Annotated in this window: 35 protein-coding genes and 9 tRNA genes; 43 read left to right on the top strand and 1 reads right to left on the bottom strand. The window is 39.4% G+C overall.

Annotated features, from left to right (window positions below; genetic code table 11):
• The first annotated feature begins 26 nt into the window (after positions 1 to 26).
• The 42 genes from rpsQ to EO120_RS03685 all read left to right on the top strand — a co-directional run bounded on the left by rpsQ (position 27) and on the right by EO120_RS03685 (position 24,563).
• On the top strand, positions 27 to 287 hold the full coding sequence (gene rpsQ, locus EO120_RS03890) for a 30S ribosomal protein S17 (RefSeq protein ID WP_127134189.1): 261 nt from the start codon (positions 27 to 29) through the stop codon (positions 285 to 287).
• A 24-nt stretch (positions 288 to 311) separates the two neighbouring features.
• A complete protein-coding gene (rplN, locus tag EO120_RS03885; RefSeq protein WP_005376994.1) occupies positions 312 to 680 on the top strand; it encodes a 50S ribosomal protein L14 in 369 nt (122 codons plus the stop codon).
• Positions 681 to 698: 18 nt separating this feature from the next.
• Positions 699 to 1,019: a 50S ribosomal protein L24 gene (gene rplX / locus EO120_RS03880; protein ID WP_127134188.1), complete on the top strand. Its 321-nt coding sequence runs from the start codon at positions 699 to 701 to the stop codon at positions 1,017 to 1,019.
• 23 nt (positions 1,020 to 1,042) lie between these two features.
• Positions 1,043 to 1,582, top strand: coding sequence for a 50S ribosomal protein L5 (gene rplE / locus EO120_RS03875; RefSeq protein WP_127134187.1), 540 nt, complete (start codon positions 1,043 to 1,045; stop codon positions 1,580 to 1,582).
• 16 nt (positions 1,583 to 1,598) lie between these two features.
• The gene (gene rpsN / locus EO120_RS03870; RefSeq protein ID WP_127134186.1) at positions 1,599 to 1,868 is read left to right on the top strand and encodes a 30S ribosomal protein S14; all 270 of its coding nucleotides are present in this window, start codon (positions 1,599 to 1,601) and stop codon (positions 1,866 to 1,868) included.
• A gap of 27 nt (positions 1,869 to 1,895) precedes the next feature.
• Positions 1,896 to 2,282 (top strand): 30S ribosomal protein S8, encoded by a 387-nt coding sequence (gene rpsH / locus EO120_RS03865; protein WP_127134185.1) that lies wholly within the window; start codon positions 1,896 to 1,898, stop codon positions 2,280 to 2,282.
• 24 nt (positions 2,283 to 2,306) lie between these two features.
• Positions 2,307 to 2,852 carry a 50S ribosomal protein L6 gene (gene rplF / locus EO120_RS03860; RefSeq protein WP_127134184.1) on the top strand — a complete coding sequence of 182 codons (546 nt, stop codon included), beginning with the start codon at positions 2,307 to 2,309 and terminating at the stop codon, positions 2,850 to 2,852.
• Between the two features lie 26 nt (positions 2,853 to 2,878).
• On the top strand, positions 2,879 to 3,250 hold the full coding sequence (gene rplR, locus EO120_RS03855) for a 50S ribosomal protein L18 (protein ID WP_462702317.1): 372 nt from the start codon (positions 2,879 to 2,881) through the stop codon (positions 3,248 to 3,250).
• An 18-nt stretch (positions 3,251 to 3,268) separates the two neighbouring features.
• Entirely contained in the window at positions 3,269 to 3,772 is a 504-nt protein-coding gene (rpsE, locus tag EO120_RS03850) for a 30S ribosomal protein S5 (protein ID WP_004695136.1), read from the top strand.
• 14 nt (positions 3,773 to 3,786) lie between these two features.
• Positions 3,787 to 3,966, top strand: a complete 180-nt coding sequence (gene rpmD, locus EO120_RS03845; RefSeq protein ID WP_005377126.1) for a 50S ribosomal protein L30 — start codon at positions 3,787 to 3,789, stop codon at positions 3,964 to 3,966.
• 22 nt (positions 3,967 to 3,988) lie between these two features.
• A complete protein-coding gene (rplO, locus tag EO120_RS03840) occupies positions 3,989 to 4,432 on the top strand; it encodes a 50S ribosomal protein L15 (RefSeq protein WP_127134182.1) in 444 nt (147 codons plus the stop codon).
• Position 4,433: 1 nt separating this feature from the next.
• On the top strand, positions 4,434 to 5,696 hold the full coding sequence (gene secY / locus EO120_RS03835) for a preprotein translocase subunit SecY (RefSeq protein ID WP_127134181.1): 1,263 nt from the start codon (positions 4,434 to 4,436) through the stop codon (positions 5,694 to 5,696).
• 12 nt (positions 5,697 to 5,708) lie between these two features.
• Positions 5,709 to 6,272 carry an adenylate kinase gene (locus EO120_RS03830; RefSeq protein ID WP_127134180.1) on the top strand — a complete coding sequence of 188 codons (564 nt, stop codon included), beginning with the start codon at positions 5,709 to 5,711 and terminating at the stop codon, positions 6,270 to 6,272.
• A 3-nt stretch (positions 6,273 to 6,275) separates the two neighbouring features.
• Positions 6,276 to 7,046, top strand: a complete 771-nt coding sequence (map, locus tag EO120_RS03825; RefSeq protein ID WP_127134179.1) for a type I methionyl aminopeptidase — start codon at positions 6,276 to 6,278, stop codon at positions 7,044 to 7,046.
• A gap of 22 nt (positions 7,047 to 7,068) precedes the next feature.
• Positions 7,069 to 7,287 carry a translation initiation factor IF-1 gene (infA, locus tag EO120_RS03820; RefSeq protein ID WP_005377071.1) on the top strand — a complete coding sequence of 73 codons (219 nt, stop codon included), beginning with the start codon at positions 7,069 to 7,071 and terminating at the stop codon, positions 7,285 to 7,287.
• A 26-nt stretch (positions 7,288 to 7,313) separates the two neighbouring features.
• Positions 7,314 to 7,427, top strand: coding sequence for a 50S ribosomal protein L36 (gene rpmJ / locus EO120_RS03815; protein WP_004695148.1), 114 nt, complete (start codon positions 7,314 to 7,316; stop codon positions 7,425 to 7,427).
• A 23-nt stretch (positions 7,428 to 7,450) separates the two neighbouring features.
• The gene (gene rpsM / locus EO120_RS03810; protein WP_127134178.1) at positions 7,451 to 7,819 is read left to right on the top strand and encodes a 30S ribosomal protein S13; all 369 of its coding nucleotides are present in this window, start codon (positions 7,451 to 7,453) and stop codon (positions 7,817 to 7,819) included.
• 19 nt (positions 7,820 to 7,838) lie between these two features.
• Positions 7,839 to 8,228, top strand: a complete 390-nt coding sequence (rpsK, locus tag EO120_RS03805; protein WP_127134177.1) for a 30S ribosomal protein S11 — start codon at positions 7,839 to 7,841, stop codon at positions 8,226 to 8,228.
• A gap of 74 nt (positions 8,229 to 8,302) precedes the next feature.
• Complete coding sequence (locus EO120_RS03800) at positions 8,303 to 9,301, top strand: DNA-directed RNA polymerase subunit alpha (protein WP_127134176.1); 999 nt, start codon at positions 8,303 to 8,305, stop codon at positions 9,299 to 9,301.
• Between the two features lie 12 nt (positions 9,302 to 9,313).
• Positions 9,314 to 9,649, top strand: a complete 336-nt coding sequence (rplQ, locus tag EO120_RS03795; RefSeq protein ID WP_127134175.1) for a 50S ribosomal protein L17 — start codon at positions 9,314 to 9,316, stop codon at positions 9,647 to 9,649.
• Positions 9,650 to 9,984: 335 nt separating this feature from the next.
• A complete protein-coding gene (locus tag EO120_RS03790) occupies positions 9,985 to 10,908 on the top strand; it encodes an energy-coupling factor transporter ATPase (RefSeq protein ID WP_127134174.1) in 924 nt (307 codons plus the stop codon).
• Positions 10,908 to 11,768 carry an energy-coupling factor transporter ATPase gene (locus tag EO120_RS03785; protein WP_127134173.1) on the top strand — a complete coding sequence of 287 codons (861 nt, stop codon included), beginning with the start codon at positions 10,908 to 10,910 and terminating at the stop codon, positions 11,766 to 11,768. The genes EO120_RS03790 and EO120_RS03785 overlap by 1 nt, the downstream gene beginning before the upstream one ends.
• Positions 11,758 to 12,558, top strand: coding sequence for an energy-coupling factor transporter transmembrane component T family protein (locus EO120_RS03780; protein ID WP_127134172.1), 801 nt, complete (start codon positions 11,758 to 11,760; stop codon positions 12,556 to 12,558). Before EO120_RS03785 ends, EO120_RS03780 begins: the two co-directional genes overlap by 11 nt.
• On the top strand, positions 12,558 to 13,349 hold the full coding sequence (truA, locus tag EO120_RS03775; RefSeq protein ID WP_127134171.1) for a tRNA pseudouridine(38-40) synthase TruA: 792 nt from the start codon (positions 12,558 to 12,560) through the stop codon (positions 13,347 to 13,349). Before EO120_RS03780 ends, truA begins: the two co-directional genes overlap by 1 nt.
• A 287-nt stretch (positions 13,350 to 13,636) precedes the next feature.
• On the top strand, positions 13,637 to 15,388 hold the full coding sequence (locus EO120_RS03770; RefSeq protein WP_127134170.1) for a 2-oxoacid:acceptor oxidoreductase subunit alpha: 1,752 nt from the start codon (positions 13,637 to 13,639) through the stop codon (positions 15,386 to 15,388).
• 1 nt (position 15,389) lies between these two features.
• Complete coding sequence (locus EO120_RS03765; protein ID WP_127134169.1) at positions 15,390 to 16,262, top strand: 2-oxoacid:ferredoxin oxidoreductase subunit beta; 873 nt, start codon at positions 15,390 to 15,392, stop codon at positions 16,260 to 16,262.
• Positions 16,263 to 16,522: 260 nt separating this feature from the next.
• Positions 16,523 to 17,869 (top strand): MATE family efflux transporter, encoded by a 1,347-nt coding sequence (locus tag EO120_RS03760; RefSeq protein ID WP_127134168.1) that lies wholly within the window; start codon positions 16,523 to 16,525, stop codon positions 17,867 to 17,869.
• 121 nt (positions 17,870 to 17,990) lie between these two features.
• Positions 17,991 to 18,875, top strand: a complete 885-nt coding sequence (locus EO120_RS03755; RefSeq protein WP_127134167.1) for a prephenate dehydrogenase — start codon at positions 17,991 to 17,993, stop codon at positions 18,873 to 18,875.
• 117 nt (positions 18,876 to 18,992) lie between these two features.
• The gene (locus tag EO120_RS03750) at positions 18,993 to 20,030 is read left to right on the top strand and encodes a nicotinate-nucleotide--dimethylbenzimidazole phosphoribosyltransferase (RefSeq protein WP_127134166.1); all 1,038 of its coding nucleotides are present in this window, start codon (positions 18,993 to 18,995) and stop codon (positions 20,028 to 20,030) included.
• The gene (locus EO120_RS03745) at positions 20,030 to 21,133 is read left to right on the top strand and encodes a nicotinate-nucleotide--dimethylbenzimidazole phosphoribosyltransferase (RefSeq protein WP_127134165.1); all 1,104 of its coding nucleotides are present in this window, start codon (positions 20,030 to 20,032) and stop codon (positions 21,131 to 21,133) included. Before EO120_RS03750 ends, EO120_RS03745 begins: the two co-directional genes overlap by 1 nt.
• Positions 21,134 to 21,320: 187 nt before the next feature.
• Positions 21,321 to 21,395: transfer RNA gene (locus EO120_RS03740), tRNA-Gly, on the top strand.
• Positions 21,396 to 21,400: 5 nt separating this feature from the next.
• Positions 21,401 to 21,476, top strand: a tRNA-Asn gene (locus tag EO120_RS03735).
• Positions 21,477 to 21,479: 3 nt separating this feature from the next.
• Positions 21,480 to 21,555, top strand: a tRNA-Lys gene (locus tag EO120_RS03730).
• 4 nt (positions 21,556 to 21,559) lie between these two features.
• Positions 21,560 to 21,634 (top strand) — tRNA-Glu (locus EO120_RS03725).
• Between the two features lie 3 nt (positions 21,635 to 21,637).
• A tRNA-Val gene (locus tag EO120_RS03720) sits at positions 21,638 to 21,713 on the top strand.
• Between the two features lie 3 nt (positions 21,714 to 21,716).
• A tRNA-Gly gene (locus EO120_RS03715) sits at positions 21,717 to 21,791 on the top strand.
• 5 nt (positions 21,792 to 21,796) lie between these two features.
• Positions 21,797 to 21,872, top strand: a tRNA-Asn gene (locus tag EO120_RS03710).
• 9 nt (positions 21,873 to 21,881) lie between these two features.
• A tRNA-Glu gene (locus EO120_RS03705) sits at positions 21,882 to 21,956 on the top strand.
• Positions 21,957 to 21,959: 3 nt separating this feature from the next.
• A tRNA-Val gene (locus tag EO120_RS03700) sits at positions 21,960 to 22,035 on the top strand.
• Between the two features lie 177 nt (positions 22,036 to 22,212).
• On the top strand, positions 22,213 to 22,614 hold the full coding sequence (gene panD / locus EO120_RS03695) for an aspartate 1-decarboxylase (protein WP_127134164.1): 402 nt from the start codon (positions 22,213 to 22,215) through the stop codon (positions 22,612 to 22,614).
• Positions 22,615 to 22,743: 129 nt separating this feature from the next.
• The gene (gene panC / locus EO120_RS03690) at positions 22,744 to 23,589 is read left to right on the top strand and encodes a pantoate--beta-alanine ligase (RefSeq protein ID WP_127134163.1); all 846 of its coding nucleotides are present in this window, start codon (positions 22,744 to 22,746) and stop codon (positions 23,587 to 23,589) included.
• A 5-nt stretch (positions 23,590 to 23,594) separates the two neighbouring features.
• Complete coding sequence (locus tag EO120_RS03685) at positions 23,595 to 24,563, top strand: bile acid:sodium symporter family protein (RefSeq protein WP_127134162.1); 969 nt, start codon at positions 23,595 to 23,597, stop codon at positions 24,561 to 24,563.
• Between the two features lie 71 nt (positions 24,564 to 24,634).
• Here EO120_RS03685 and EO120_RS03680 read toward each other — a convergent pair whose 3' ends face one another.
• Complete coding sequence (locus EO120_RS03680; protein WP_127134161.1) at positions 24,635 to 25,534, bottom strand: LysR family transcriptional regulator; 900 nt, start codon at positions 25,532 to 25,534, stop codon at positions 24,635 to 24,637.
• A gap of 299 nt (positions 25,535 to 25,833) precedes the next feature.
• Here EO120_RS03680 and rpsD point away from each other — a divergent pair, with 299 nt between their 5' ends.
• Positions 25,834 to 26,421, top strand: coding sequence for a 30S ribosomal protein S4 (gene rpsD, locus EO120_RS03675; protein WP_127134160.1), 588 nt, complete (start codon positions 25,834 to 25,836; stop codon positions 26,419 to 26,421).
• Positions 26,422 to 26,786 lie beyond the last annotated feature (365 nt).

The raw sequence follows: 26,786 nt of genomic DNA, 5'->3' as shown, positions 1-26,786 counted from the left end.
AAAGTTTGAAAAGGAGGCTTAAAATCGTGGCAGAAGAAAGAAACGTACGTAAAGTCCGCGTAGGTAAAGTTGTTAGCGACAAAATGGATAAAACTGTTGTCGTTGCAGTAGAACGTAAAGTACCTCACGCATTATATAATAAGCCAATGGTTAGCAATAAACGCTTCAAAGCTCATGATGAAAATAATGAGTGCCAAGTTGGCGATACAGTTAAAATTGTAGAAACTCGTCCACTTTCTAAAGATAAATGTTGGAGAGTTGTTGAAATTCTTGAAAGACAAAAATAAGAGTGATGTAAGGAGGAATAGACGATGATCCAGCAACAAACAATTTTGAATGTTGCCGACAACACTGGTGCAAAACGTATTATGTGCATCCAAGTCATGGGCGGTTCTTATCGCAAATTCGGCAATATCGGTGACGTAATCGTTGCTTCTGTAAAAGATGCATCACCCGGTGGCGTTGTCAAGAAAGGCGACGTAGTTAAAGCTGTTATTGTTCGTTCTAAAAAAGGTATTCGCCGTCAAGACGGTTCCTATATCCGTTTCGATGAAAACGCAGCAGTAGTTATTAAAGAAGATAAAACCCCTCGTGGTACTCGTATCTTCGGACCTGTAGCTAGAGAACTTCGTGAAAAAGATTTCATGAAAATCGTTTCTTTAGCTCCAGAAGTATTATAAGAAGGAGGAACGCAGCATATGGCTAAATTACAAATTAAAAAAGGCGATACAGTTGTTGTTATCTCCGGTAAAGATAAAGGTAAGCAAGGTACAGTAATTGCTACTGAGCCTAAAAAAGAACGCGTATTTGTAGAAGGCGTTAATATCGTAAAACGTCATACAAAACCTTCTCAAGCTAATCCTCAAGGTGGCATCGTTACTAAAGAAGCGGGTATTCACGTTTCTAACGTAATGGTTGTTGATCCAGAAACAAAAACAGCTACTCGTATCAAAAAAGTAGAAGGTAAAGACGGTAAATTCGTTCGTGCCACTGTTAAATCTGGTACAGTACTTAATTAATCAGGAAAGGAGGAGCTACATAAATGTCTCGTTTACATGAACAATATAACTCTGAAATCAAAAAGAGTTTACAAGAAAAATTCCAATACAAAAATGTAATGGAAATCCCTAAACTTGAAAAGATCGTTATTAACATTGGCGTTGGCGATGCAGTAGGTAATGCAAAGGCTTTGGAATCTGCAGTAAATGACTTGACTATCATTGCTGGTCAAAAACCTGTAATTACAAAAGCTAAAAAATCTATTGCGAACTTTAAAGTTCGTGAAGGCATGGCTTTAGGTACTAAAGTTACTCTTCGCGGCGAACGCATGTATGAATTCCTTGACAGATTGATCAATGCGGCATTACCTCGTGTACGTGACTTCCGCGGTATCAGCGCAACAGCATTTGATGGCCGTGGTAACTACGCGTTGGGTCTTAAAGAACAGCTCATCTTCCCTGAAATCGAATATGATCAGGTAGAACGCGTTACTGGTATGGATATTATCGTAGTAACAAGCGCTAAAACAGATGAAGAAGCTCGTGAATTGTTGACTCAATTCGGTATGCCTTTTGAAAAATAATAGGAGGAACATATAGATGGCTAAAAAATCTATGATTGAACGCGAAAAGAAACGCGCTAAAATCGTTGAAAAATATGCAGCTAAACGCGCAGCGTTAAAAGAAGCTGGTGATTATGAAGGTTTATCCAAATTACCTGCTAATGCTTCCCCAACACGCTTGCACAACCGTTGCAACTTAACTGGTCGTCCTCACGGCTATATGCGTAAATTCGGTATCAGCCGTATTGCGTTCCGTGAATTGGCGTACAAAGGACAAATTCCTGGTGTTAAAAAAGCCAGCTGGTAATATTAGACGAGAGGAGGTTTTTAGATTATGGTAATGACCGATCCTATCGCGGATATGCTTACGCGCATCCGTAATGCAAATGCTGCACTTCATGAAACGGTAAACATTCCTGCATCTAGAATGAAAGCAGCTGTTCTTGAAATCCTTTTACAAGAAGGTTTCGTAAAGAGCGTTGAAAAAGAAGAAAACACTTTAAAAGTAACATTGAAATATGGTTCCAATAACGAAAAAGTTATTACAGGAATTAAACGTATTTCCAAACCTGGTTTACGCGTTTACGCGAAAAAGGAAGAACTTCCTCGTGTACTTGGTGGTTTGGGTATTGCAGTTATTTCTACATCTAAAGGCGTTATGAGCGACAAACAAGCTCGTAAAGAAGGTCTTGGTGGCGAAGTAATCGCATACGTTTGGTAATAGTAGCAATAGGAGGTAGAAATAATGTCACGTATCGGTAGAATGCCTATCGAGATTCCTGCAGGCGTTACTGTTACATATGATAACCATCATATGGTGGTAAAAGGTCCTAAAGGCGAATTATCTCGTGATTTGCATCCAGATATGATCGTAACTGTAGAAGGTAATGTAATTACAGTAGCTCGTCCTTCCGAAGACAAAGCTCATCGTTCCCTTCACGGTTTGACTCGCGCTCTTGTTGCTAATATGGTAACAGGCGTATCTGAAGGATTTACTAAGACTCTTGAAATCAACGGTGTTGGTTACAGAGCGGCTAAACAAGGCAATAAATTAGCACTTACACTTGGCTTCTCTCATCCCGTAGAAATGGAAGCTCCAGCTGGTATTACAATTGATGTTCCAGCTCCTAACAAAATCGTTGTTTCTGGTGCAGACAAAGAAGTTGTAGGCGCAGTTGCAGCTGATATTCGTAAATGGAGAAAACCAGAGCCTTACAAAGGTAAAGGTATCCGCTATGAAGGCGAAATTGTTCGTCGTAAAGCTGGTAAAGCTGGTGCAAAAGGTAAATAGTAATATCATCTATATGAATGAAAGGAGTGAATATCTTGCCTCGTAAATCTAGTAGAAACATCGCTCGAGCAAAACGTCATCTTCGTATTCGCCGTCACATTTCTGGTACGGCAACATGCCCACGTTTGAACGTATACCGTAGCTTAAGCAATATTTATGCTCAAGTTATCGATGACGTAGCAGGTACTACTTTGGTAGCTGCAAGCTCTTTAGATAAAGACTTAAACTTAAACTATGGTGGTAACGTAGCTGCTGCTAAAGCTGTTGGTGAAGCAGTTGCTAAAAAAGCTATCGCTAAAGGTATTGACACAGTAGTGTTTGACCGTGGTGGTTACATTTACCATGGTCGCGTTGCAGCCCTTGCAGAAGGTGCTCGTGAAGCAGGCTTAAAATTCTAAGAAGGAGGAACTATAGACATGGCGAGAATTGACTACACCAGTCTTGATCTTAAAGAAAGAGTAGTATTCATCAACCGCGTAGCCAAAGTAGTTAAAGGCGGTCGTCGTTTTTCCTTTAGCGCTCTTGTAGTTGTTGGTGATGGCAACGGTTATGTAGGCGTTGGCTTAGGTAAAGCTGCGGAAGTACCTGAAGCTATCCGCAAAGGTATCGATGATGCTAAGAAAAATATTGTAAATGTAGCAATTAAAAATGGTACAATCCCTCATAGCGTAACAGGTGTATTCGGCGCAGGTCGCGTATTTTTGAAACCAGCTGCTGAAGGTACTGGCGTTATTGCTGGTGGCCCTGTTCGTGCCGTATTGGAATTAGTAGGTGTTCGTAACATCTTGACTAAATCTTTGGGATCTTCTAATCCTAACAATATGGTTCGCGCTACAATCGAAGGTTTGAAAGATTTAAAACGCGCTAGCGAAGTTGCTGAACTTCGTGGTAAAACCGTTGAAGAAATCTATAACGCGTAATAAGGAGACAAGAAATGGCACAAGTTAAAGTAACATTAACAAGAAGCTTAATCGGTCGTCCTGAAGATCAACGCGCGACAGTTAAAGCTTTGGGCTTGAAAAAAACTAATTCTCAAGTCGTTAAAGAAGTAACACCTCAAATTCAAGGTATGCTTCACAAAGTTAGACATTTAGTTAAAGTTGAAGAAGTTTAATACTGATAAGGAGGTGCACTGAATGAAACTTCATGAATTACAACCAGCAGCTGGTTCCAAACAAACAAGAACTCGCGTAGGTCGTGGTCTTGGCTCTGGCTTAGGTAAAACTTCTGGTCGTGGTCAAAAAGGTCAAAACTCTCGTAGTGGCGGTGGCGTTCGCTCCGGTTTTGAAGGCGGCCAAATGCCTCTTTATCGTCGTTTACCAAAACGTGGTTTCAACAACGTTTTTGCTAAACAATATGCAGAAGTAAACGTAGAACAATTAAACCGTTTTGAAGACGGTGCAACAGTTGATCCAGTAGCTCTTATTGAAGCTGGCATTTTGAAAAATGTACGCGATGGCATTCGCATTTTAGGTAATGGTACTTTGGAAACTAAAAACCTAACTGTTATTGCTAACGGCTTCACTAAATCTGCTGAAGAAAAAATTACAGCAGCAGGCGGAAAAGTAGAGGTGATCTAGGGTGCTAGATAGCCTCTCGAACACCTTTAAAATTACCGAACTAAGAAACAAGATTCTATATACATTGATGATGTTTGCCGTGTTTAGAGCCGGCATTCACATCCCTGTACCAGGTGTAGATGCATCTGTTATTGAATCTTTGTTTACATCGGGTAATCTATTCGGTCTACTAGATTTGTTTGCTGGTGGTGCGCTAAGTAAGTTCTCTATCTTTGCAATGAGTATTACTCCTTACATTAATGCTTCCATCATCATGCAATTACTTCAGGCTGTAGTTCCACAGTTCGAAGCGTGGAGTAAAGATGGTGAAGAGGGTCGTAAGAAAATTGCTAAGGTAACTCGTTATGGTACTGTTGTACTAGGCTTTGTACAAGCCTTCGGCATGGCATTCGCACTTCGTGCAAATGCAGCGCTCGTAAATAATGATCTCCTTAGTGTTTTTGTTGTCGCTATTATTCTCACAGCTGGTACATGCCTTTTGATGTGGATTGGCGAACAAATTACTGCTTATGGCATTGGTAATGGTATATCCTTGATTATCTTTGCTGGTATCGTAGCTCGACTACCAGATGGGCTTCACACTATTTACCAATACATACAAACAGGAACAATTAATATGTTCCAAGCATTCTTATTTGCCGTAATTGCTATTGCAATGATTGCTGTTGTAGTAGCTGTTACGCAAGGCCAACGTCGCATTCCGATTCAATACGCAAAACGCGTAGTAGGTCGTAAAATGTACGGTGGTCACTCTACATTCTTGCCGTTGAAAGTCAATCAGGCAGGTGTAATTCCAATTATCTTTGCGTCATCTGTGTTGATGTTCCCTGTAACAATTGCTCAATTTATTGATAATGAATTGGTTCACAAAATTGCGGACTTATTCACTTGGGGAACGCCGTTACAAACGGCACTATATGCAATATTGATTTTTATCTTTACATATTTCTATACTGCAATTTCTATCAACATTACAGATATGGCAGATAATATGAAAAAATACGGTGGTTTTATCCCAGGTATTCGTGCGGGTAAACCTACTGCTGATTATGTGGATAGCGTGATGACCAAGATTACATTGGCCGGTGCTGTATTCTTAGCCATCGTTGCCATCGTTCCAAATTTCCTTGGGTCGATTACAGGCGTACAAGGCGTATACTTTGGTGGTACAGCTCTCTTAATCGTTGTAGGTGTAGCTCTTGATACAATGCAACAAATTGAGTCGCTTATGGTAACACGCCACTATAAGGGCTTTGTGAAATAGGAGGGAAACAGGATGTATATTTTATTAATGGGACCTCCTGGTGCTGGTAAAGGCACTCAGGCGGCTCGACTTATTGAAAAATACGGTATTCCCCAAATTTCAACAGGTGATATGTTCCGCGCTGCGATTAAGAACGAAACACCTCTTGGAGTTGAGGCTAAGAAGTATATCGATGCTGGTCAATTGGTACCTGACAGTGTAACTGTTGGTATCGTACGTGATCGCTTGGTTAAAGATGACTGCAAATCTGGATTTATTCTTGATGGATTCCCAAGAACTACAGCACAAGCTGTATCCTTGGATGCAATCCTTAAAGAATTGGGAATTGCTTTGGATGCAGTGCTTAATTTAAATGTTCCTTCTGAGGAATTGGTTAAGCGCATTAGCGAACGAGCAGTTCTTGAAAATCGTGCTGATGATAACCCTGAAACAGTGCAGAAACGTCTAGCTGTGTATGAAGAATCTACTAAACCTTTAATTGATTACTATCGTAATAGCGGTTTATATCAAGAAATTAATGGTTTACAAGATGTAGACGCAGTATTTGCTGACATCATTTCGGCGTTGGAGAAATAATCCATGATTATTTTGAAATCGTCCCATGAGATTGAATGTATCCGCAAGGCAAGCAAGCTTACAGCAGACACGTTGTCCTTGTTAGTAGAAAAGGCTAAACCTGGCATCACGACGCTTGAGTTAGATACAATTGCCGAAGAATATATTCGCAGCCACGGTGGTATACCAAGTTGTAAAGGGTACTATGGTTTCCCTGCTACAATCTGTGCTTCAATCAATGAAGAAGTTGTTCATGGTATTCCGAGCGCTAAGCGTAAGCTTAAAAATGGTGATGTTATCAGTATTGATCTCGTATCTAGTATTGATGGTTACCATGGCGATTCAGCTGTGACGGTTCCTATCGGTCACGTCAAACCTGATGTGATGAAATTGTTAAAAGTAACAGAGGAAAGTCTATTCAAGGGAATCGAACAGGTGAAAGTTGGCAACCGTATTGGTGCCATCGGTCATGCTGTTCAAACGTATTGTGAGAAACATGGCTACGGTGTCGTTCGCGACTTCGTTGGTCATGGCCTAGGCCGCGAAATGCATGAAGATCCACAAATACCAAATTATGGTAGTCCTGACCAAGGACCAATTATGAAACCTGGTATGGTATTGTGTATTGAACCGATGATTACTTTAGGTACGCACCGTGTTCGTGTATTAGGGGATGACTGGACGGCAGTTACCGCTGATGGTAAAGCTGCTGCTCATTTCGAACATACAGTGGTTGTTACAGAAAACGGCCCTGAAATATTAACTATGCGGTCTGAGCCGCGGTTAATTAAATAAACAGGTAACCGGAGGAAAAAATATGTCAAAAGAAGACGTTATTGAGGTGGAAGGTACGGTAGTAGAAGCTTTACCTAATGCTATGTTCCAAGTTGAGTTGGAAAATGGTCATGTGGTTTTAGCTCATGTGTCAGGTAAAATGCGTATGAATTTTATCCGTATTCTTCCTGGTGATAAAGTTACTATGGAACTGACACCGTATGACTTAAATCGTGGTCGCATCACCTATCGCTTTAAATAAGCATAGGGCCCACAAAGGAGGTACTAATGAAGGTTCAACCATCAGTTAAAAAGATATGCGAAAAATGTAAAATCATTAAACGTAAAGGCCGTGTAATGGTTATTTGCGAAAATCCAAAACATAAACAAAAACAAGGATAATCTGATAGGAGGTGGATGATTAGATGGCACGTATCGCCGGTGTAGATTTACCTCGTGATAAACGAGTGGAAATTGGTTTAACTTATATTTATGGTATTGGTCCTACTTTGGCAGAAGAAATTCTTGCTAAAACTGGTATCAATCCTGACACACGTGTTCGTGATCTTTCTGAAGATGAAGTAGCGAAAATCCGTGAATTGTTAGATGCTGATTACAAAGTAGAAGGTGACCTTCGTCGTGAAGAAGCTCTTAACATTAAACGCTTAATTGAAATCAACTCCTATCGAGGCAAACGTCATCGTATGGGTTTACCACTTCGTGGTCAACGTACTAAAACGAATGCACGTACTCGCAAAGGTCCTAGAAAAGCAATTGCTGGTAAAAAGAAATAAGATAAAGGAGGGATAAAGCGTGGCTAAAAGAGTAGTTAGAACAAAAAGAAAAGAAAAGAAACATATTGAATCCGGTGCGGCTCATATTCGTTCTACATTCAATAATACTATCGTTACTTTAACAGATACAAACGGTAATGCGTTGTCTTGGGCTTCCGCTGGTGGCTTAGGTTTCCGTGGTTCCCGTAAATCTACTCCATTTGCTGCACAAATGGCTGCTGAACAAGCTGCTAAAGCTGCAATGGAACATGGTCTTCGCACTGTTGAAGTATTCGTAAAAGGTCCTGGATCTGGCCGTGAAGCTGCAATCCGTGCTTTGCAAGCTGCAGGTCTTGAAGTTACTTCTATTAAAGACGTAACTCCAATTCCTCACAATGGTTGTCGCCCTCCAAAACGCCGTCGTGTATAATATATAGATACGGTCGATTGCCGGCCGTGCTATAATTAAACTATGAACGTGTGTTATATAGGAGGATGTTCCTGATGAGCGAAGAAAAGAAACTTAAAATCGAGAAAGTGGACATCGCTGACGGCGGTCGTTATGGTAAATTTGTTTGTGAACCATTAGATCGTGGCTATGGCATCACCCTCGGTAATAGCTTACGCAGAATTTTGCTTTCATCCTTGGATGGGGCAGCTATCACATCCATCAAAATTGGTGGAGTCCTTCATGAATTCTCTACAATTCCTGGTATCCGTGAAGATGTAACTGATATCATCCTTAACTTAAAGCAATTGTGCATTAAACTTGAAGAAGATGCAGAGTGGCCTTTGGAAGTTCATTTTGATTTCCAGAAGGATGGTGTATTGACTGCTGCTGATTTGGCAGAACAATTTCCACCAGAAGTAGAAGTATTGAATCCTGAGCTCGTGATTGCGACAATGGATGAAACAGCTCACCTCGTTATGGACGTAGTGATTGAACGTGGCAAAGGTTATGTTCCTTCTACGAAGAATAAAAAGGATACAGATGTAATTGGTTGTATTCCAATTGATTCTATTTTTTCCCCGATTCTTCGTGCAAAATATGAAGTGAGTGATGTGCGCGTAGGTAATGAAATGGACTTCGACAAACTTACATTAGAAGTTTTGACAGACGGTTCCATTACCGCTGCTGAGGCAGTGGCTAAATCTGCTGCTATTATGATTGGTTATTTAGGGAACTTCACTAAATTAGCACATTCTACAAGTGTTGTTGAATTAGACGATAAAAGTCTTGAAGGTGACGTGGTTGATCCTGTACCTCAAGAAGTTCAAGAGGATGATGGGCCAGCGAAAATTTCCATCGATGAGTTGGAACTTTCCGTACGAGCTTACAACTGCTTGAAACGTGCTGGTATTAACACAATTGCAGACTTGCTAGACAAAACCATTGATGACTTAGGAAAAGTTCGCAACTTGGGTAAAAAATCTATTGATGAAATCGCTGAAAAACTCAGCAATCATCCAGGTGGATTTAATCTTAAGGAAAAAGGCGAATAAGGAGGAAGACGAATGTACAGAAAATTAGGCCGCGACAGCTCCGCTCGTAAAGCGTTGTTCCGTAGCATGTTAACTTCTTTCTTCCAATATGAGCGTATCGAAACTACAGAAGCGAAAGCAAAAGAATTACGTAGCTTAGCTGACCAAATGGTAACTTTGGCTAAACGTGGTGATCTTCATGCACGTCGCCAAGTACTTGCATACCTCATGGATGAAAGCGTAGTAAAAAAATTGTTTGACACAATTGCTCCAAAATATGCAGAACGCCAAGGTGGTTACACTCGTGTAATCAAAACTGGTCTTCGCAAAGGTGACGCTGCACCTTTGGCTATTATTGAGCTTGTTTAATCAAACTTATAAAGGTGTTGTAACTTTTGTTGCAACACCTTTTATTATGTTTAATTTGATTTCTATGTTGTAGTAACTAATTGTAAAATTATTGTTGAATATCCATGGTTGATTTGGTGTTCAGCATTTTTTTATTGTCATTTTTATGGTACAATCGATGAGTAAAGTAACCGTTATAGAGTAGCAGTTATCGTAGTTGTGAGAGAAATATTTGTTAACCTTATAGAATTTTATAATAATATGGCGTAGTTTGATATATAGTATTTGCGTTATATTTACGACTAGATATTACTTTCACAGAAAGCGAAATTGACTAGAAAGATACGAGGCAGTTCATGAAAGAACAAGACATAATGATTGAGGCGAATCATGTAAGTCATATATATACTGATGAGAATGGTAATGATGTACACGCTTTGAAGGATGTGAATCTAACGATTCGTCGAGGCGAATTTGTTAGTATTATAGGTACTAATGGTAGTGGTAAAAGCACATTAGCTAAACATTTTAATGTATTACTACAACCTAGTGAAGGGAACATTATCGTTTGTGGACATGATACGTTAGATGAATCGCATATTTGGGATATTCGTCAACATGTGGGCATGGTATTTCAAAACCCAGATAATCAAATTGTCGCCGCTGTAGTGGAAGAGGACGTTGCGTTTGGTCCAGAAAACCTTGGCATTCCAAGTGATGAAATTAGACAACGTGTTGATGAGGCATTGGCTGCTGTCAATATGACTGATTATGCTGAGCATGGACCACATCTCTTATCTGGTGGGCAAAAGCAACGTGTTGCTATTGCTGGTGTATTAGCTATGAAACCAGATTGTATTGTTCTCGATGAACCGACGGCCATGCTCGATCCTAAGGGGCGCCAAGAAGTATTAGATACTATTCATCGTTTAAACAAAGAAGAAGGCATTACCATCATTTTAATTACCCATTTTATGGAGGAAGCTGTTACTGCAGACCGTATTGTGGTTATGAAAAATGGCATGAAATTACAAGAAGGTACACCTCGTGAGATTTTTACTCAAGTAGATACCCTTAAATCATTAGGCCTTGATGTACCTGTAGCTGCGGAAGTAGCATTGAAACTATATCGCAACGGCATGGATGTATCTACCGATATTATTACTAATGATGAATTAGGCAGAGCTTTGGAATCCGTTTTTTCCTCATCTAAGTTAGAAAAGGAAATTTCCATATCTCTATCGAAATCAACAGAGTCAATATCTAAGGAGGTTCGTTAATGGCTATACAATTAGATAACATTACGTATACCTATGGTGTAGGGACCCCTTTTGAAAAACAAGCGTTAAAAGGTATTTCTTTAACTATTGAAAATGGTGAATTTCTTGGAATTATTGGGCATACTGGTTCGGGTAAGTCTACCTTTGTGCAACATTTGAATGGCCTTTTACATCCTACCACTGGTGCGGTTATCGTTAATGGGGTGGATGTGAGCGAAAAAACCGATGAAGCGAAGCGTATGCGCCATAAGGTGGGAATGGTATTTCAATATCCAGAACATCAATTATTTGAAGAAACTATAGCTCAAGATATTGCCTTTGGTCCTAAAAATCTAGGTGTTGATGAAGAGGACGTGGACAGACGGGTGCGAGAAGCTATGCAATTTGTAGGACTCGATTATGACACCTATGCTGATCGATCTCCATTTCATTTGTCTGGCGGTCAAATGCGCCGTGTTGCTATTGCTGGTGTGGTTGCTATGGAACCAGATTTTCTCGTTCTAGATGAGCCATCAGCAGGTCTTGATCCATTTGGACGTGAAGAAATTTTTGAGGAAATTATCAAACTTCATAAGGAAAAGGGAATTACCGTTATCCTCGTATCACATAATATGGAGGATATTTCTCGCATGGCTAGTCGCCTTATTGTTCTTGATAAAGGGCAAGTCGTATTGGATGGTAAACCCTTAGAGATTTTTAATAATCATCGTCACATATTACAACAACTCGGTGTTGATGTACCTCCTGTATCAGTTTTGGTCGAATCACTTCGCCATCGGGGGCTACCTATTTCAAATGAAGTGCTCACCGTTGATGATGCTGTACAAGCTATTATAGAGGGAGGTTGCCATGTTAAATAATATAACCATCGGTCAATATTTCCCTGGGAATTCTCTGTTACATCGTATGGATCCAAGGGCTAAGATTATAGGTACTACCATATTTATTATCGCTATATTCTTAGCTAACACACCAGTTGCGTATGGTATTGTAGCTGCTTTCACTATTGGGGCAATGCTATTATCGAGACTGCCTATGCAGCTCATGTGGACAGCCATTAAACCACTATGGATTATCATTGTGTTCACTATGGGAATTCATATTTTCACTACCCCTGGTGAAAGCCTTATTTCTTACGGGATTATCAATATTACCGATAGGGGGCTTGCTATGGGATTACAAATGGCAGCTCGATTGATTTTCTTGATCTTATTTTCGTCATTGTTGACATATACGACATCGCCTATTCGTTTAACCGATGGTATTGAACATTTATTAAATCCATTCCGTCGTATTGGCGTACCCGCTCATGAATTGGCTATGATGATGACTATTGCATTGCGGTTTATTCCTACATTGTTAGATGAAACGGATCGTATTATGAAAGCCCAATCCGCGAGAGGTGCAGATTTCGTAACTGGTAGCCTTATTCAACGGGCTAAAAATATGGTGCCTTTATTAGTACCCTTGTTTATTAGTGCCTTTCGGCGTGCTGACGAATTGGCTATCGCTATGGAAGCTAGATGTTATCGTGGTGGTGAAAATCGTACACGCATGAAAGAGCTGTCCATTACTTATGTTGATTTTATCGGTGTTGGTGCTATCATTATTGTAACGATTATTTTAGCTGTATTATGGTGGCTAAATTAATGAGAAATATACGTTTAATAGTAGCCTATGATGGTACGAATTTAGCAGGCTATCAAAAACAGCCTTCCGATAAAGGGCTTACGGTACAAGGAGCTTTAGAAGCAGGATTATCAAAAATTTGTAATGAACCGATACAAATTTATGGTGCATCGAGAACTGACGCGGGGGTTCATGCTAAATTCCAAGTATGTGCATTTCAAACATCTGGTACGATTCCAGTAGATAATATTCCCCGTGCTATGATTGCTCATTTACCAAAGGATATCGTTATTACTGAAGCCTGCGAGATTCCTTTAGATTGGAAACCACGATACAATATTTTTGGTAAGCACTATATTTACTCTATTTATAATCGAGAAATAGCTGATCCTTTATCTCAACGATATCACTGGCATGTAAAAAAGCCTCTTAATATAGAATTGATGAAAGAGGGCGCACGTTTTCTAGAAGGCACTCATGATTTTAGTACGTTGAAAGGTGCTAATACAACCCCTGTGGATCCGGTGAAAACTATTTACAGAATTGGTATTTCTGAGAACCAAGGGTATATTAAAATTTCTGTTATTGGTGATGGTTTTTTGTATCATATGGTTCGTAATATTGCTGGATTATTAGTAGATATTGGACTAGGAAAAAAATTGGCATGTCAAATTCCTGATTTGCTAAAGGCCAAGGATAGACGACAAATTGGTAAGACTGCACCAGCGCAAGGGCTTGTATTAGAGGAAATCTTTTTTTCAGAGCAGAGTTTAACAGAAGCGGTTGCAATGAAAATTAATAATATGGAATAAATATTCTATATAATTTTAGCTTGATGTTTAGATAAATACTTATCAGAATAATATATGAAACTGAAGTAAATGCGGTAGTTATAATTGATAGCTACCGCATTTAGTTATAATTTTTTGTAATATTAGGTTTTCCTATTTATAGAATTATATGAAATGATACATTGTAAACCAAAGTGAGAAATGATACAATGACTTTGTAAGACAGGTTTGTTACTTGGCTGTAATTCAATTAAGTAGGGTAGACTCTTGTCAGCAGTGTAATTTTTATCCTAAGGAGGGTGAATCTCTTGCAAAAACGTAAAGATTTTATCTGGAAAATGGGCGGCCAACAAGGTGAAGGTATCGAGAGTTGTGGCGAAATTATGGCTACAATCCTAGCAAAAGAGGGGTATTCTTTATACAGTCAACGTTTGTTCGCATCCCGTATTAAAGGTGGTCATACCACATTCGCATTGCGTGTAGCATTAGAACAAATTATGTCCATCGGTGAAAACATCGATTTCTTGCTTGCACTAGATCAAGAAACAGTGGACATGCATGGTGTGGAAGTACGCGATGGTGGTTATATTATTTGTGATAGCAAGGTAAAACCGGACTTCTCTAAATATGAAGGCTCTAAGGTTCATTGCTTATCGTTGCCAATTTCTGAAACGGCTTTGAAACAAGGCTCTTTATTGATGCGTAATATCGTAGCATTAGGGATGTCTGTTGCATTACTTGGTTTTGATAAAACTCCGTTCCGCGATGCTATTGCAGAAAAATTTGCGAAGAAATCCCAAGAGATTGTTGATAAAAACTTACAAGCTTTTGAAGATGGTTATGCTCTCGTTATAGATGGTATGGGGGATGTAGAAATTGACACCTTACCAGCCCCTGGCAAAAAAGATCAAATGTTCTTATTAGGTAACGAAGCATGTGCGCTTGGTGCTATTGCAGCAGGCTCTCGTTTTATGGCATCCTATCCTATTACTCCAGCTTCTGAAGTTATGGAATATATGATTAAACATATGGATAAATTAGGGGCTACTATCGTTCAAACTGAGGATGAAATCGCTGCTTGTATGACGGCTATGGGTGGTGTATACGCTGGTGTACGCGGTTTTACATGTACATCTGGCCCTGGTCTTTCCTTGATGGCAGAATCATTGTCTATGGCATCTATGGCGGAGTTGCCAATGGTTGTTATCGATGTACAACGTTCTGGCCCATCTACAGGGATGGCTACTAAGGTAGAACAATCTGATATTGATGCGGCTTGTTATAATGCACATGGCGATTATTCTGGTATCGTTATTTCTCCAACATCTATTGAAGAATGCTTCTATGAAATTCAAAAAGCATTCAACTTGGCTGAAATGTATCAATGTCCAGTCATCTTTATGCCAGATTTACAACAAGGGTTGAATAAACAATCGGTACCGACTTTTGATTTAAATCGTGTACCTATTAATCGCGGTAAAATGATGAAAGAAGCAGATCTTCCTGAGTTGGAACAACCAAATTATTTCAAGCGCTTTGAGTTAACAGAAGATGGTATTTCTCCTCGCGTAATTCCAGGTATGAAAAATGGTTTGTTCTTGTCTACAGGTCTAGAACATAATGAAGAAGGTAAACCAGCAGAAGCGCCTTCTATGCACGTTGCACAAACCGATAAACGGTTCCGTAAATTGGAAACTGTAGCAGATAACTATGAACCATTCTTGAATAATGCTAAATATGATGAAGCAGATGTTCTTGTTGTGGGGATGGCTTCTAGCCGTGGTGCTATCGAAGAAGCAGTAGCAGAATTCGATCAAGAAGGTGTAAAGGTCAACCATTTACAATTACGTCTTATCAAACCATTCCCAGCAAAACAATTGCAACCATTTATGGATGCAGCTAAAAAAGTAGTTATTGTAGAACACAACGCGACTGGTCAATTGACTAATTTATTTAAAATTAATATGCATAAAAAACATAAAATTTCCAGCTGCTTGAAATACGATGGTAATCCATTCACAAAAAGTTATGTGAAAAATGCAATCAAGGAGGTCCTATAATATGACAACAGCTAAAGATTACAGAAATGATATTCGTCCTAACTGGTGTCCTGGCTGTGGCCATTATGGGGTACAAGCTGCCATCACTGACGCTGTAGTAGCTAAAAATATTCCGCCTGAAAAATTAGCAGTTATCTCTGGTATCGGTTGCTCTAGCCGTATCGGTGGTTACTTCTATGCGTATGGTGCGCATACTACACATGGTCGTGCTCTTCCTTATGCACAAGGTGTAAAATTAGCGAACCAAGATTTGAATGTGATCGCTTGTTCTGGTGACGGTGATGCTTTCGCTATCGGTATGGGCCATACTATCCATGCTTTTAAAAGAAATGTAAATATGACATATATCGTAATGGACAATCATGTATATGGTTTGACTAAAGGCCAAGCGTCTCCACGTTCCGATATCGGTTTTGTTACTAAAACAACACCACATGGTGCATTTGAAACACCATTGTCCATTTGTGAGACTGCTATTGCTGCAGGTGCTACTTTTGTAGCACAAAGCTATATGATTAATCGTGCAGAATTAGTTGATTTAATTCAACAAGCAATGGATCATGAAGGTTTCTCTTTTATCAATGTATTCAGTCCTTGTGTAACATACAATAAACGCAATAGCTATGATTGGTTTAAAGAAAACCTTACTACATTACCAGAAGGATATGATCCAACAGATCGGGCAAATGCATTAAAAGTCTTGGGCGAAAAAGAAGGTCTTGTGACTGGTTTGATTTACCAAGATACAACTCGTCCTTCTTTTGAAAAGGCATTGGCTAGCGTAAATGGTGGTATGCATCCACGTCCATTGACTGAAGATGTGGTGAAACCAGATCAAGCATTGTTTGATAGTCTTTGTAACCAATTTAAATAATAGTATTAATTGGTTAGATTTACTCATATATTGGTGTACTTCCACAATTTGCTGTGCAAATCATATGCAAAAACGTGCCATCTTCGGGTGACACGTTTTTGTGTTATAATAAAATTATTGCTATTACATAGTCTATAGAACTATACGGACAGACTATGTTTGTATTGTAGGATGCTTTCAAGACATTAAAAGAAAATATAGATTACCTATTATGTAGTAGCAAATTACTATTATAGTTACAATTATATAAAGGGGATACTATGAAACCTTATGAAAAAGGTATAAGTCTATCGATTTGGACATTGAGCTGGCCTATCTTTATCGAAGTATTCCTGCAACTGTTAGTGGGCAATATTGATCAATTGATGATGAGCCAATATTCACCGCAAGCTGTGGCTGCCGTAGCTAATGGTAATCAAATACTCAATGTATTTATTATGCTCATCGTTGTTATGAGTACCGCTACGACCATTATGATTGCACAGTATTTAGGGGCTAGAAATAGTGAAAAATTATCGGAAGTTTGTACTGTTAGTTTAGCTTTTAGCTTTGTGTTTTCTTCTGTAGCAGCCATCTTTTTTATCACTTGTCATGAGTGGATATTTCGATGGCTCGGTATTCCGCCAGAAACGATGGAAGATACATCAATGTATACATCTATTGTAGCGGCTGGTTTGCCTATACAAGCGCTATACTATACATTAGTAGCCGTTTTTAGAGGTCATTCTTTGACTCGTATCACCATGTATGTGGCATTGGTAATGAATATCATCCATATTATAACGAATTACTTCTTTATCTTTGGTCATGGACCTATACCGGGACTTGGTGTTCTAGGTGTGTCTATATCGACGTGGCTTTCCAAGTTGGTGGGTCTTGTTATTATCGTTTATTTGTTTACTCGATTGCTCTCTGTAAAAGCTAAGCTTAGTTATTTGAAACCATTCCCGTGGCATACATTGAAATCTATTTTGCGTATTAGTGTGCCATCTGGTGGAGAAACGTTGAGTTACCAGCTTTCACAAACGACTATCATGAAAATGGTCAATATATTAGGTCTCGCCGTTATTAATACGAAGGTGTATGTCTATATTATCGCTATGCTTTGTTATGTATACACGATAGCATTAGCTAATGCCTCGCAGGTTATAGTGGGTTTTTTGATGGGCGCCAAACGACAAGGTGACGTGTCGAACAGGGTATGGCATTCTATGTTTCTAGCAATTTGTATTAATGTAGGTTTAGCTACCTTCTTTTATATCTTCAGTGATTCCGTGTTATCTGTATTTACGTCAGACTCAGAGATTTTGGAATTAGCGCATAAAGTCTTATTTGTAGAAATTTTCCTTGAATTAGGGCGCGCTGTCAATATCGTTATGGTCAGCTGTTTACAAGCGACGGGTGATATTCGTACACCTATGTTAGTGGGAATCTTTGGCATGTGGTTCTGTGCCGTGCCATTGTCCTATCTATTGGGTATTTATTGGAACTGGGGGCTTATCGGCATTTGGATAGCAATGGCGATAGATGAGATTATACGAGGCATATTATTTGTGTATCGCTGGTATAGTGGAAAATGGAGAAATAAAGCATTGATACAATCCTAATAATATATATGGTTTACTTTATCTATGATAAACATGTAGGGTTATCACATTTTGTATGGTCCTATGAGTTGTATACGTCTGTCGACTAGATGGTATTGTAGTTAGAAGTATGAGGAGTTATATGAATAAAACGGTAGGCATTATAGGCCTTGGATTATTAGGTGGTTCTTTAGCAAAAGCATTAAAGGCGTACACCGATTATAATGTAGTAGGATATGCTCGTCGCTGTGAAGTGTGTGATGCAGCTCTACAAGATGGTGTAGTATCGCAAGCATGGACTGATGTAGAATTGATGATTAAAGCATCGGATATTATCGTATTTTCTTTGCCACCAGATACGAATGCCAGCTTATTTAGAGAAGTGGCACATCTATTAGAGCCGGGACAAATCGTTACAGATGTATCTAGTGCAAAGGCTAATTTTGTACATGCTGTATATGAAACGATACCTAGAGGTGTTTCTTTTGTTTCGGTACACCCTATGGCAGGCTCTGAAAAAGGAGGGTATGAAGTATCACACAAAAACCTCTTTAAAGGGATGGGCTGGATTATATTAGAAGATCCTACATCAGATGTATATGATGCGGAGGTAGCCGATGAATTAGAAGCTATGGGGCGTGCTGTAGGTTCTCGTATTGAACGGGTAGGTTTATATGAACATGACGAATACCTTGCTATGGTGAGCCATATGCCTCATTTAATGGCTGCTATGTTGACAAATGTAGCTGGTGGAGACGAACTTGGTGAGTTTAGAATGCGTTTATCTGCAGGGGGGTTCCGCGATTGTACTCGTGTAGCTGGTGGGTTGCCTAGCATGTGGAGAGAAATCATCTATGGGAACCGACACAATGTACTATTAGGGCTTTCAAAAATACAAGAAGAAATTGAAGCAGTTAAACCATTATTAGAAGTGGATGATGATGGCGCGGCATTGGAAGCATATCTTGAAAAATGCCGTGATATCCGCAATGAATTGCCGTATTTAACGGGGCAAATTCGCAAATAAGATGGAGGTAAATTTGTAATTATTATCATGATATAGAGTTATAAATATATGTTATGATATTAACTTTTTAGTACTAGTAACGATACAGATTTCTTAATAATGAGGAGGAAGATTTGTATGAGTTTATTGCAAGATACATTAGTACAGATTACTAAGCGCAGTCAAGCTATTGAAAGTAAAGTTTTAGAACGGTGGTCTCACGTTGGTGGTGTAGATGTATACGGTCGGTTGGTGCCCGTAGTAGCACAATATGCAGCAGCTACGAATCAAGAAGTGGTGACCATACCAAAGCCGTGCATGATTATTGCTAGTGCGGATCATGGTGTGGCGGATATGGGCGTTAGCGCCTATCCTAAAGAAACCACTATCGGTATGACACAAAATTATTTGATTCCTAAAGGTGCTGGTGCTAATTCTTTGGCTAATTACTGTGGTGCCGATATGGAAGTTATCGATATGGGCGTTGCGGCGGATATGACTTGGGTCCCAGGTCTTCGCAGTCATAAGCTCGGCATGGGAACAAAAAATTTCGTAGAAGAACCTGCTATGACTCGTGAACAAGCTATAGACGGCATTGAAGCGGGTATCGCATTAGTAACAGAAAAAATCAATGAAGGGTACAATGTATTTCTTGTTGGTGAAATGGGTATTGCTAATACAACATCTAGCGCTCTTATGACCGCGAAATTCGCAGGACTCACTGCTGAAGAGGCTACCGGTCGAGGGAGTAATATTTCTAATGAGCGATTGAAGTTAAAACAACGCATTGTTCACGATGTATTAGAGAAATATAAAGATATCGATAAAAACGACGGCCTTGGTATTTTAGCATCTGTAGGTGGTTTTGAATTTGCTTGTATCGTAGGTATTATGTTAGGTGCTGCAGCGCATAAAGCATTAGTTATCATTGATGGATTTAATACGAGTGCCTGTGCATTAGTGGCTAAATCATTAGCACCTAGTACGATGGACTATGTGATGGCATCTCATTTGTCTGCAGAGAAAGCAGCAAAATCAGCCCTAGAAAACTTAGGACTTGAAGCTTATGTAGACTTAGGTCTCTGCTTAGGCGAAGCGTCTGGCGGTTCTATTCAAATGGGAATGCTTGATTTGGCTTGTCATATGTATATTGCATTACGTGGAGGTGAGCAATAATGAGAGAGTTTCATATTGAACCATTACATGATTCATCTATGACAGCGTGTCGCTTGCGTATTGATAATTTAACTAAACCAATTTATAGTTTGGCTATGTTAGAAACTATGGCTGAGCGTCTAGCAGGAATTTTGGCAGTAGAAAAACCAAATCATTTACAGTATGGTGTGTTTGTAGTAGGTGCCGATCATCTTGTAGATGGACCACAAAATACGAAACATGGTGCAGAAAGTTTAGCAGCTATAACTAGATTTAATGATGGTTGCACTGCTACACAAGGTGCGGCATGTAAACTAGATGCTCCTGTTTATGTAGTGAATGTAGGGCTTGAACAAGATACAGACTCATTAGACCATATAGATACTCACGTGATTCGTAAAGGTTCTCATTTTTTTGGTATGGAATCTTCTATATCGAAAGATGAATTAGAGGAGGCTATTGAATTAGGTTTTACTTATGCAGAACGATTACATGAGGACCGTATTCAAGTAGTAGCTCTTGGCAATATAGGGGAACATGCTTATTTAGATGCTCTTGTTACTACAGCATCTATTACAGGAGCAGATTATACTGATTTGTTGGTACATACAGATTGTGGGCCTACTATTGAACAAAAATCTAATCATATCCATTCTTTTGTAGATTCTTATGATATTGCTGTTACTAATTGGTCTACTATGAATGGTGAAAGCCGCCGTGATGCGGTTCTTAACATATTGTGCGTAGTAGGTGGTATCGATATCGCTGTGTTAACAGGATTTATAATTGGTGCCGCTAGTCATCGTATGGCTATTGTATTCGATAATGCTATAACAGGGGCGGCTGTATTGGCGGCAACAACGATGGAACCATTGATTAAAGATTATGTATTCCCTTCTGCTGTTTACGATGAGCCTATCCATAGAGAACAATGCAAATATATGGAATTGAAACCATATTTACATTATGATTTACACATTGATGAAGGCTTAGGTTCTACTATGGGGTTATCTGTTATTGATGCATCTATGCATATGCTCAATGATATGAAGACATTTGTAGAAGCAGAAGTTCGTGCTGCAGAAGATGGAGCAGGTAAAGGGCGACAAGAGGATATAGAATAATATAGAGAAAAAGGATTGTACTTCAAACTTACGGTACAATCCTTTTTGATAGAAATTTGTAGATTTTATTATAAAAACCATTGACACTATGTATGGAAATTGATATTATTATAAGGCAGTCAGAATTAACAGGTTGATTCTTGACGATGGAATCTTAATTATGATATAGTAATTAACGGTTCTAAATGCGGGAATAGCTCAGCGGTAGAGCACCGCCTTGCCAAGGCGGGGGTCGCGAGTTCGAATCTCGTTTCCCGCTCCATACATTCCTCGATAGCTCAGTTGGTAGAGCAATCGGCTGTTAACCGATCGGTCGTAGGTTCGAGTCCTACTCGAGGAGCCACATGACTCACTAGCTCAGTTGGCAGAGCACCTGACTTTTAATCAGGGTGTCCCGCGTTCGAGTCGCGGGTGAGTCACCATCATGGCCCGTTGGTCAAGCGGTTAAGACACCGCCCTTTCACGGCGGTATCCCGGGTTCGATTCCCGGACGGGTCACCACATGGACGATTAGCTCAGCTGGGAGAGCGCCTGCCTTACAAGCAGGATGTCGGCAGTTCGATCCTGTCATCGTCCACCATATGCGGGAATAGCTCAGCGGTAGAGCACCGCCTTGCCAAGGCGGGGGTCGCGAGTTCGAATCTCGTTTCCCGCTCCATACATTCCTCGATAGCTCAGTCGGTAGAGCAATCGGCTGTTAACCGATCGGTCGTAGGTTCGAGTCCTACTCGAGGAGCCAACTTTATATGGCCCGTTGGTCAAGCGGTTAAGACACCGCCCTTTCACGGCGGTATCCCGGGTTCGATTCCCGGACGGGTCACCACATGGACGATTAGCTCAGCTGGGAGAGCGCCTGCCTTACAAGCAGGATGTCGGCAGTTCGATCCTGTCATCGTCCACCAAATATAAGGACTATCTTCGGATAGTCCTTTTTGCTATGGGAAACTTGTGTTATAATCGGTGCTGGAGATAGTATTGCATAACTATACTCTAGCCTACTGTTATTTTCATGATAAACAGATTCATTGTGAATATTCGATCCGACCATGTGGCGGGTACTTTTACACAAGGAGTTTAACATGATACTAACAATGTTGAAGAGTAAAATTCATAGAGCTACGGTTACACAAGCTGAACTTGATTATGTAGGGAGCATTACAGTCGATACAGACCTATTGAATGCATCTGGAATACGAGAATATGAACAAGTTCAAATCGTAGATGTTAATAATGGAGCGCGTTTTACAACGTATACTATTGCAGGAGAATCTGGTAGTGGTGTTGTATGCTTAAATGGGGCAGCCGCGCGACATGTGCAGGTGAATGATACTATTATTAGTATGTGCTATGCACAATTGGATGAAAAAGAAATTGAACATCATAAACCTCTAGTCGTCTTTGTAGATGAGGAAAATAAGATTAGTCATATTACAAATTATGAAAAGCACGGTTTGTTAGCGGATCAACAGCGATTGGATTGATTAGTAATATTATCAAACATACGTTAATGAGTAGATAACTAATAAAACTATTTTAAGAACTGTAATAATGAAATACAGTAGGCTGTATAGACTATCTTCGAATTATCTTATAATGACGGAGGTTGTGTGATGAAAATAATACATACTATACAAGAATTACGTGAGCTATTACACATATGGAGAGCAGAGAGGAATACTATTGGTTTTGTGCCAACTATGGGCTTTCTGCATGATGGACATGGTGCGTTGATGAAAGCAGCGCGCCAAGATAACGATAGAGTCGTGTTATCGGTTTTTGTAAATCCTACACAATTTGGTGAACATGAAGATTTAGAAGCGTACCCACGAGATTTAAAAGGAGATGCTAAATTAGCTAGCAGCTGTGGTGTAGATGTTATATTTGCACCGACTCCAGAGGAAATGTATCAAAATCCTAAAGCTTTTGTGGATATTGTGGATTTATCAAATACCCTTTGTGGTGTAACGAGACCTATTCATTTTAAAGGGGTTTGTACGGTAGTAACTAAACTTTTCAATATCGTACAACCTACACGGGCTTACTTTGGCGAAAAAGATGCCCAGCAATTGGCGATTATTCGTAAAATGGTGAAGGATTTAAATGTTCCTATTACCATTGTGGGAGTTCCTATTGTAAGAGAGGCTGATGGTTTAGCACGGTCTTCGCGAAACACCTATTTATCTGCAGAAGAACGACAAGCGGCTACAATTCTATATAAATCCATACAAGTTGGTAAAGAACAGATAAAAATAGGAATGCCAGCATCAGAGTTAATTTCTAGTATGAAATCGGTTATTCAAGGTGAGCCGTTAGCTCGTATCGATTATGTCTCGGTGGTGGATGCTGAAACGATGCAAATTGTAGAATTTATCGATAGACCTGTCTTAGTTGCTATGGCAGTATATATAGGGAAAACACGTCTCATTGATAATTTCTCTTATACGATAGGACGGTGATAGCTATGGACATGCTTTTATCTATTAACCGTTTATTATCAAAATATGTAACTGCATTAATTTTGATACTTTCAGTGTGTGCGTATTTCGAGCCTAATTACTTTGCTTGGGCTATAGCATATACACCATTTCTATTAGGTGTTGCTATGTTTGGTATGGGGCTCACTATACAAGTGAAAGATATTGACTGTTTGATTAAACGCCCCCGTGATATTGCTATTGGTGTAATCGCCCAATATACTATTATGCCTCTTGGCGCATGGGCTTTATGTCATATATTTCAATTGTCGCCTGAGATGGCTATAGGTATTATCCTTGTTGGCTGCTGTCCTGGTGGCACTGCTAGCAATGTAATCACCTATATTGCTCGTGGCGATGTAGCATTATCCGTAGGAATGACGATTGTGTCTACACTGTTGGCACCTTTAGTTACACCACTATTGATTTTTGGCCTTGCTGGTGCTTGGGTGGATGTAGCATTGTTGCCAATGATGATGACGGTGGTGAAAGTTATTATTTTACCTATTGGGCTAGGTGTTTTAGCGCAATGGGGGGCAGGACATCGGATTGAACCTGTACGTCAGATTAGTCCTATGCTATCTATTATTGCTATTGTATTGCTCATTGCTGCTATCATTGCTACAAATCGTCATAATATAGTGTTGTCAGGTCTGTTAACTTTGGGGCTTGTATGCTTACATAACTTGTTAGGACTTGTTATGGGATTAGTGATAGGTAGAGTTTGTGGATTAAGCTATGACAAAACAACGGCTTTGGCTATTGAGGTGGGCATGCAAAACAGCGGGCTTGCCGTAGCTTTGGCAACAGCAAATTTTGCTATCAATCCATTAGCTACTTTGGCAGGCGCACTATTCAGTGTATGGCATAATCTATCAGGCGCTGTGTTTGCCGCATTTCGTAGACATCACTTGGCACAGCATGTGCCGAAACGAATTGTGGAGGCTGATATATAATTTGAATTGTATAATATAATGAGGCACTAAAATAAAACCCCGTTGTGATATGTATCATAACGGGGTTTTTACTATAATTTTGCTGGCGATTCTTGGTGAACGTAATCCATAAAGGTGTTCATGGTTTCGGTTTTTGAATTATTTTTTTTGTATGCAAAGCACACTTGTAATTTTAATGGTTTTTCTAATGGTAAATAGCCATCTTTAATGTTGAGTGCATCTAAGATTTGGCGCGCTACGATACAACCTGATTCATTTTTGTCACAGTAGTCGATCATAGTGTATGGATTTGATAAACGGCTACCGCGAATGTGTAGGTTTTGCTGACCATTTCCTACATAGGATTTTATAGTGCGATACATAAAATATTTAGGTGGATACATCAATAAAGGATATTGCTGTATATTTTTTAATGTTGCTGATTGTATTTTTGGAATAAGGCGTGGCGCATAGTAGATGAATTCGTCTTCTCGTAACGCTTTTGATTCATATAAGGACATATCCTTATTGTTTGGTAAATAGAGGAGGGCGATATCGATGCGATTTTCTCTCAAATCTAGTAATAACTCTTCTTCTTCCATATCATAAATAGATACAGAAAATTCAGGGTGATTTTTAAAAAAATGAGATACATATCCGTTGAGGCGGATATCACCTAAACTACGAAGCACACCTATATTAAGAACAGGCCGCTCTACTTTGCTAGCGAGACGAATTGATTGGATAGCCTTTTCTAGTGTGTTGAGAACAAGTTCTGCTTCAGGTAAGAATAATTCCCCTTCTGGCGTCAAACGGCTACCACGAGTGGAACGAGAAATTAATTTGACACCTACAAGGCGCTCTAATTTCTTCATTTGGGCGCTGAAAGCCGATTGAGTGATATTCATTGTTTGTGCAGCTAATGTAAAGCTTCCTGTTTTATTATAGGTAATAAAACTTTGTAGCTCTTGTATTGTTGGCAATTCTTTCATATGAGTACCCCAATTCAATCATAAGACTCCAAATTACTATATATTACCTTTCTTAATCATATTGTATCATAGTGACATTGTTTTTTCATCTAAATCTGTATAATCCGATGAATAATGCAGAATCAGTATAGTTGACCTGTATTATAACTATTATATCTTGATGAAAGGCGAAATTATACAATATTATTCATGACTTTCATAGGTAGTATTGATTGACATAGGTCTATTGAAAGTGATATGATTAACCAGTACCTTTATGTTTTGGTACATGTTATATTAAATTATGAGGTGATAATCACATGGCAACGAGAAGAGAGGCTCGATTCAAACTTTGTCGTCGCTTTGGTGTGAACGTTTTCGGTCACGCAAAAGCCTTGAATCGCGTCAAAAAAGACCAACGTCAGAAAAAAATGTCTGAGTATGGCACACAATTATTAGAAAAACAAAAAGTTAAAGCTTACTACAACTTGCTTGAACGCCAGTTCGTACGCTATTATGATAAAGCGAAAAAAATGCAAGGTATCACAGGTGCAAATATGCTTGTTCTTTTGGAACAACGCCTTGATAATCTTGTATACCGCATCGGTTTTGGCAATTCCATTCGTCAAGCTCGCCAAATGGTAAACCATGGCCACATTTTGGTAAATGGTCGTCGTGTAGACATTCCATCTTACTCCTGCAAACCAGGTGATGTAATTGAACTTCGTGAAGCTTCCCGCGACAACGAAATGTTCAAATCTAATTTCCAAGAACTTCGTTCTTTTGAACTTCCTTACATTGAAAAAGACTTAGAAGGCTTCAAAGCTACTTTCACTCGTCTTCCTCAACGTGAAGAACTTCCTATCGAAGTTAACGAAACACTTATCGTCGAATTGTACTCCAAATAATTTGGCGCATACAAACCGCTACCTTCGGGTGGCGGTTTTCTTTTTTGTAATCGGTCATTGTGGGGCTAATAAGAGTATAGGCTAATCATGTAGAAATCGTGAGGCGGAGGCTATGGTTAACGCAAAATAGTTATTACTGTGATATAACACATATAGGTGCCACCAATGACCAGTTATTGGTGAGGAATATTTCTCAAATACAGATGCCTTTGTTATACTAAGCATGTAGTTAATTACCGACAGTCAATTCGGTAGATAATAACTGGTCACTAAAGCTAGTATGTAATGTAGGCTTATAGGACAAAAAGTGTGTGTAAAAACCCTTGTAATACTAGTAAATATCTAGTGTTATAAGGGTTTAATCT

The organism is Veillonella caviae (genome assembly GCF_003992125.1).
Classification (GTDB): domain Bacteria; phylum Bacillota; class Negativicutes; order Veillonellales; family Veillonellaceae; genus Veillonella; species Veillonella caviae.
This window is presented reverse-complemented; position numbering and strand designations above follow the sequence as displayed.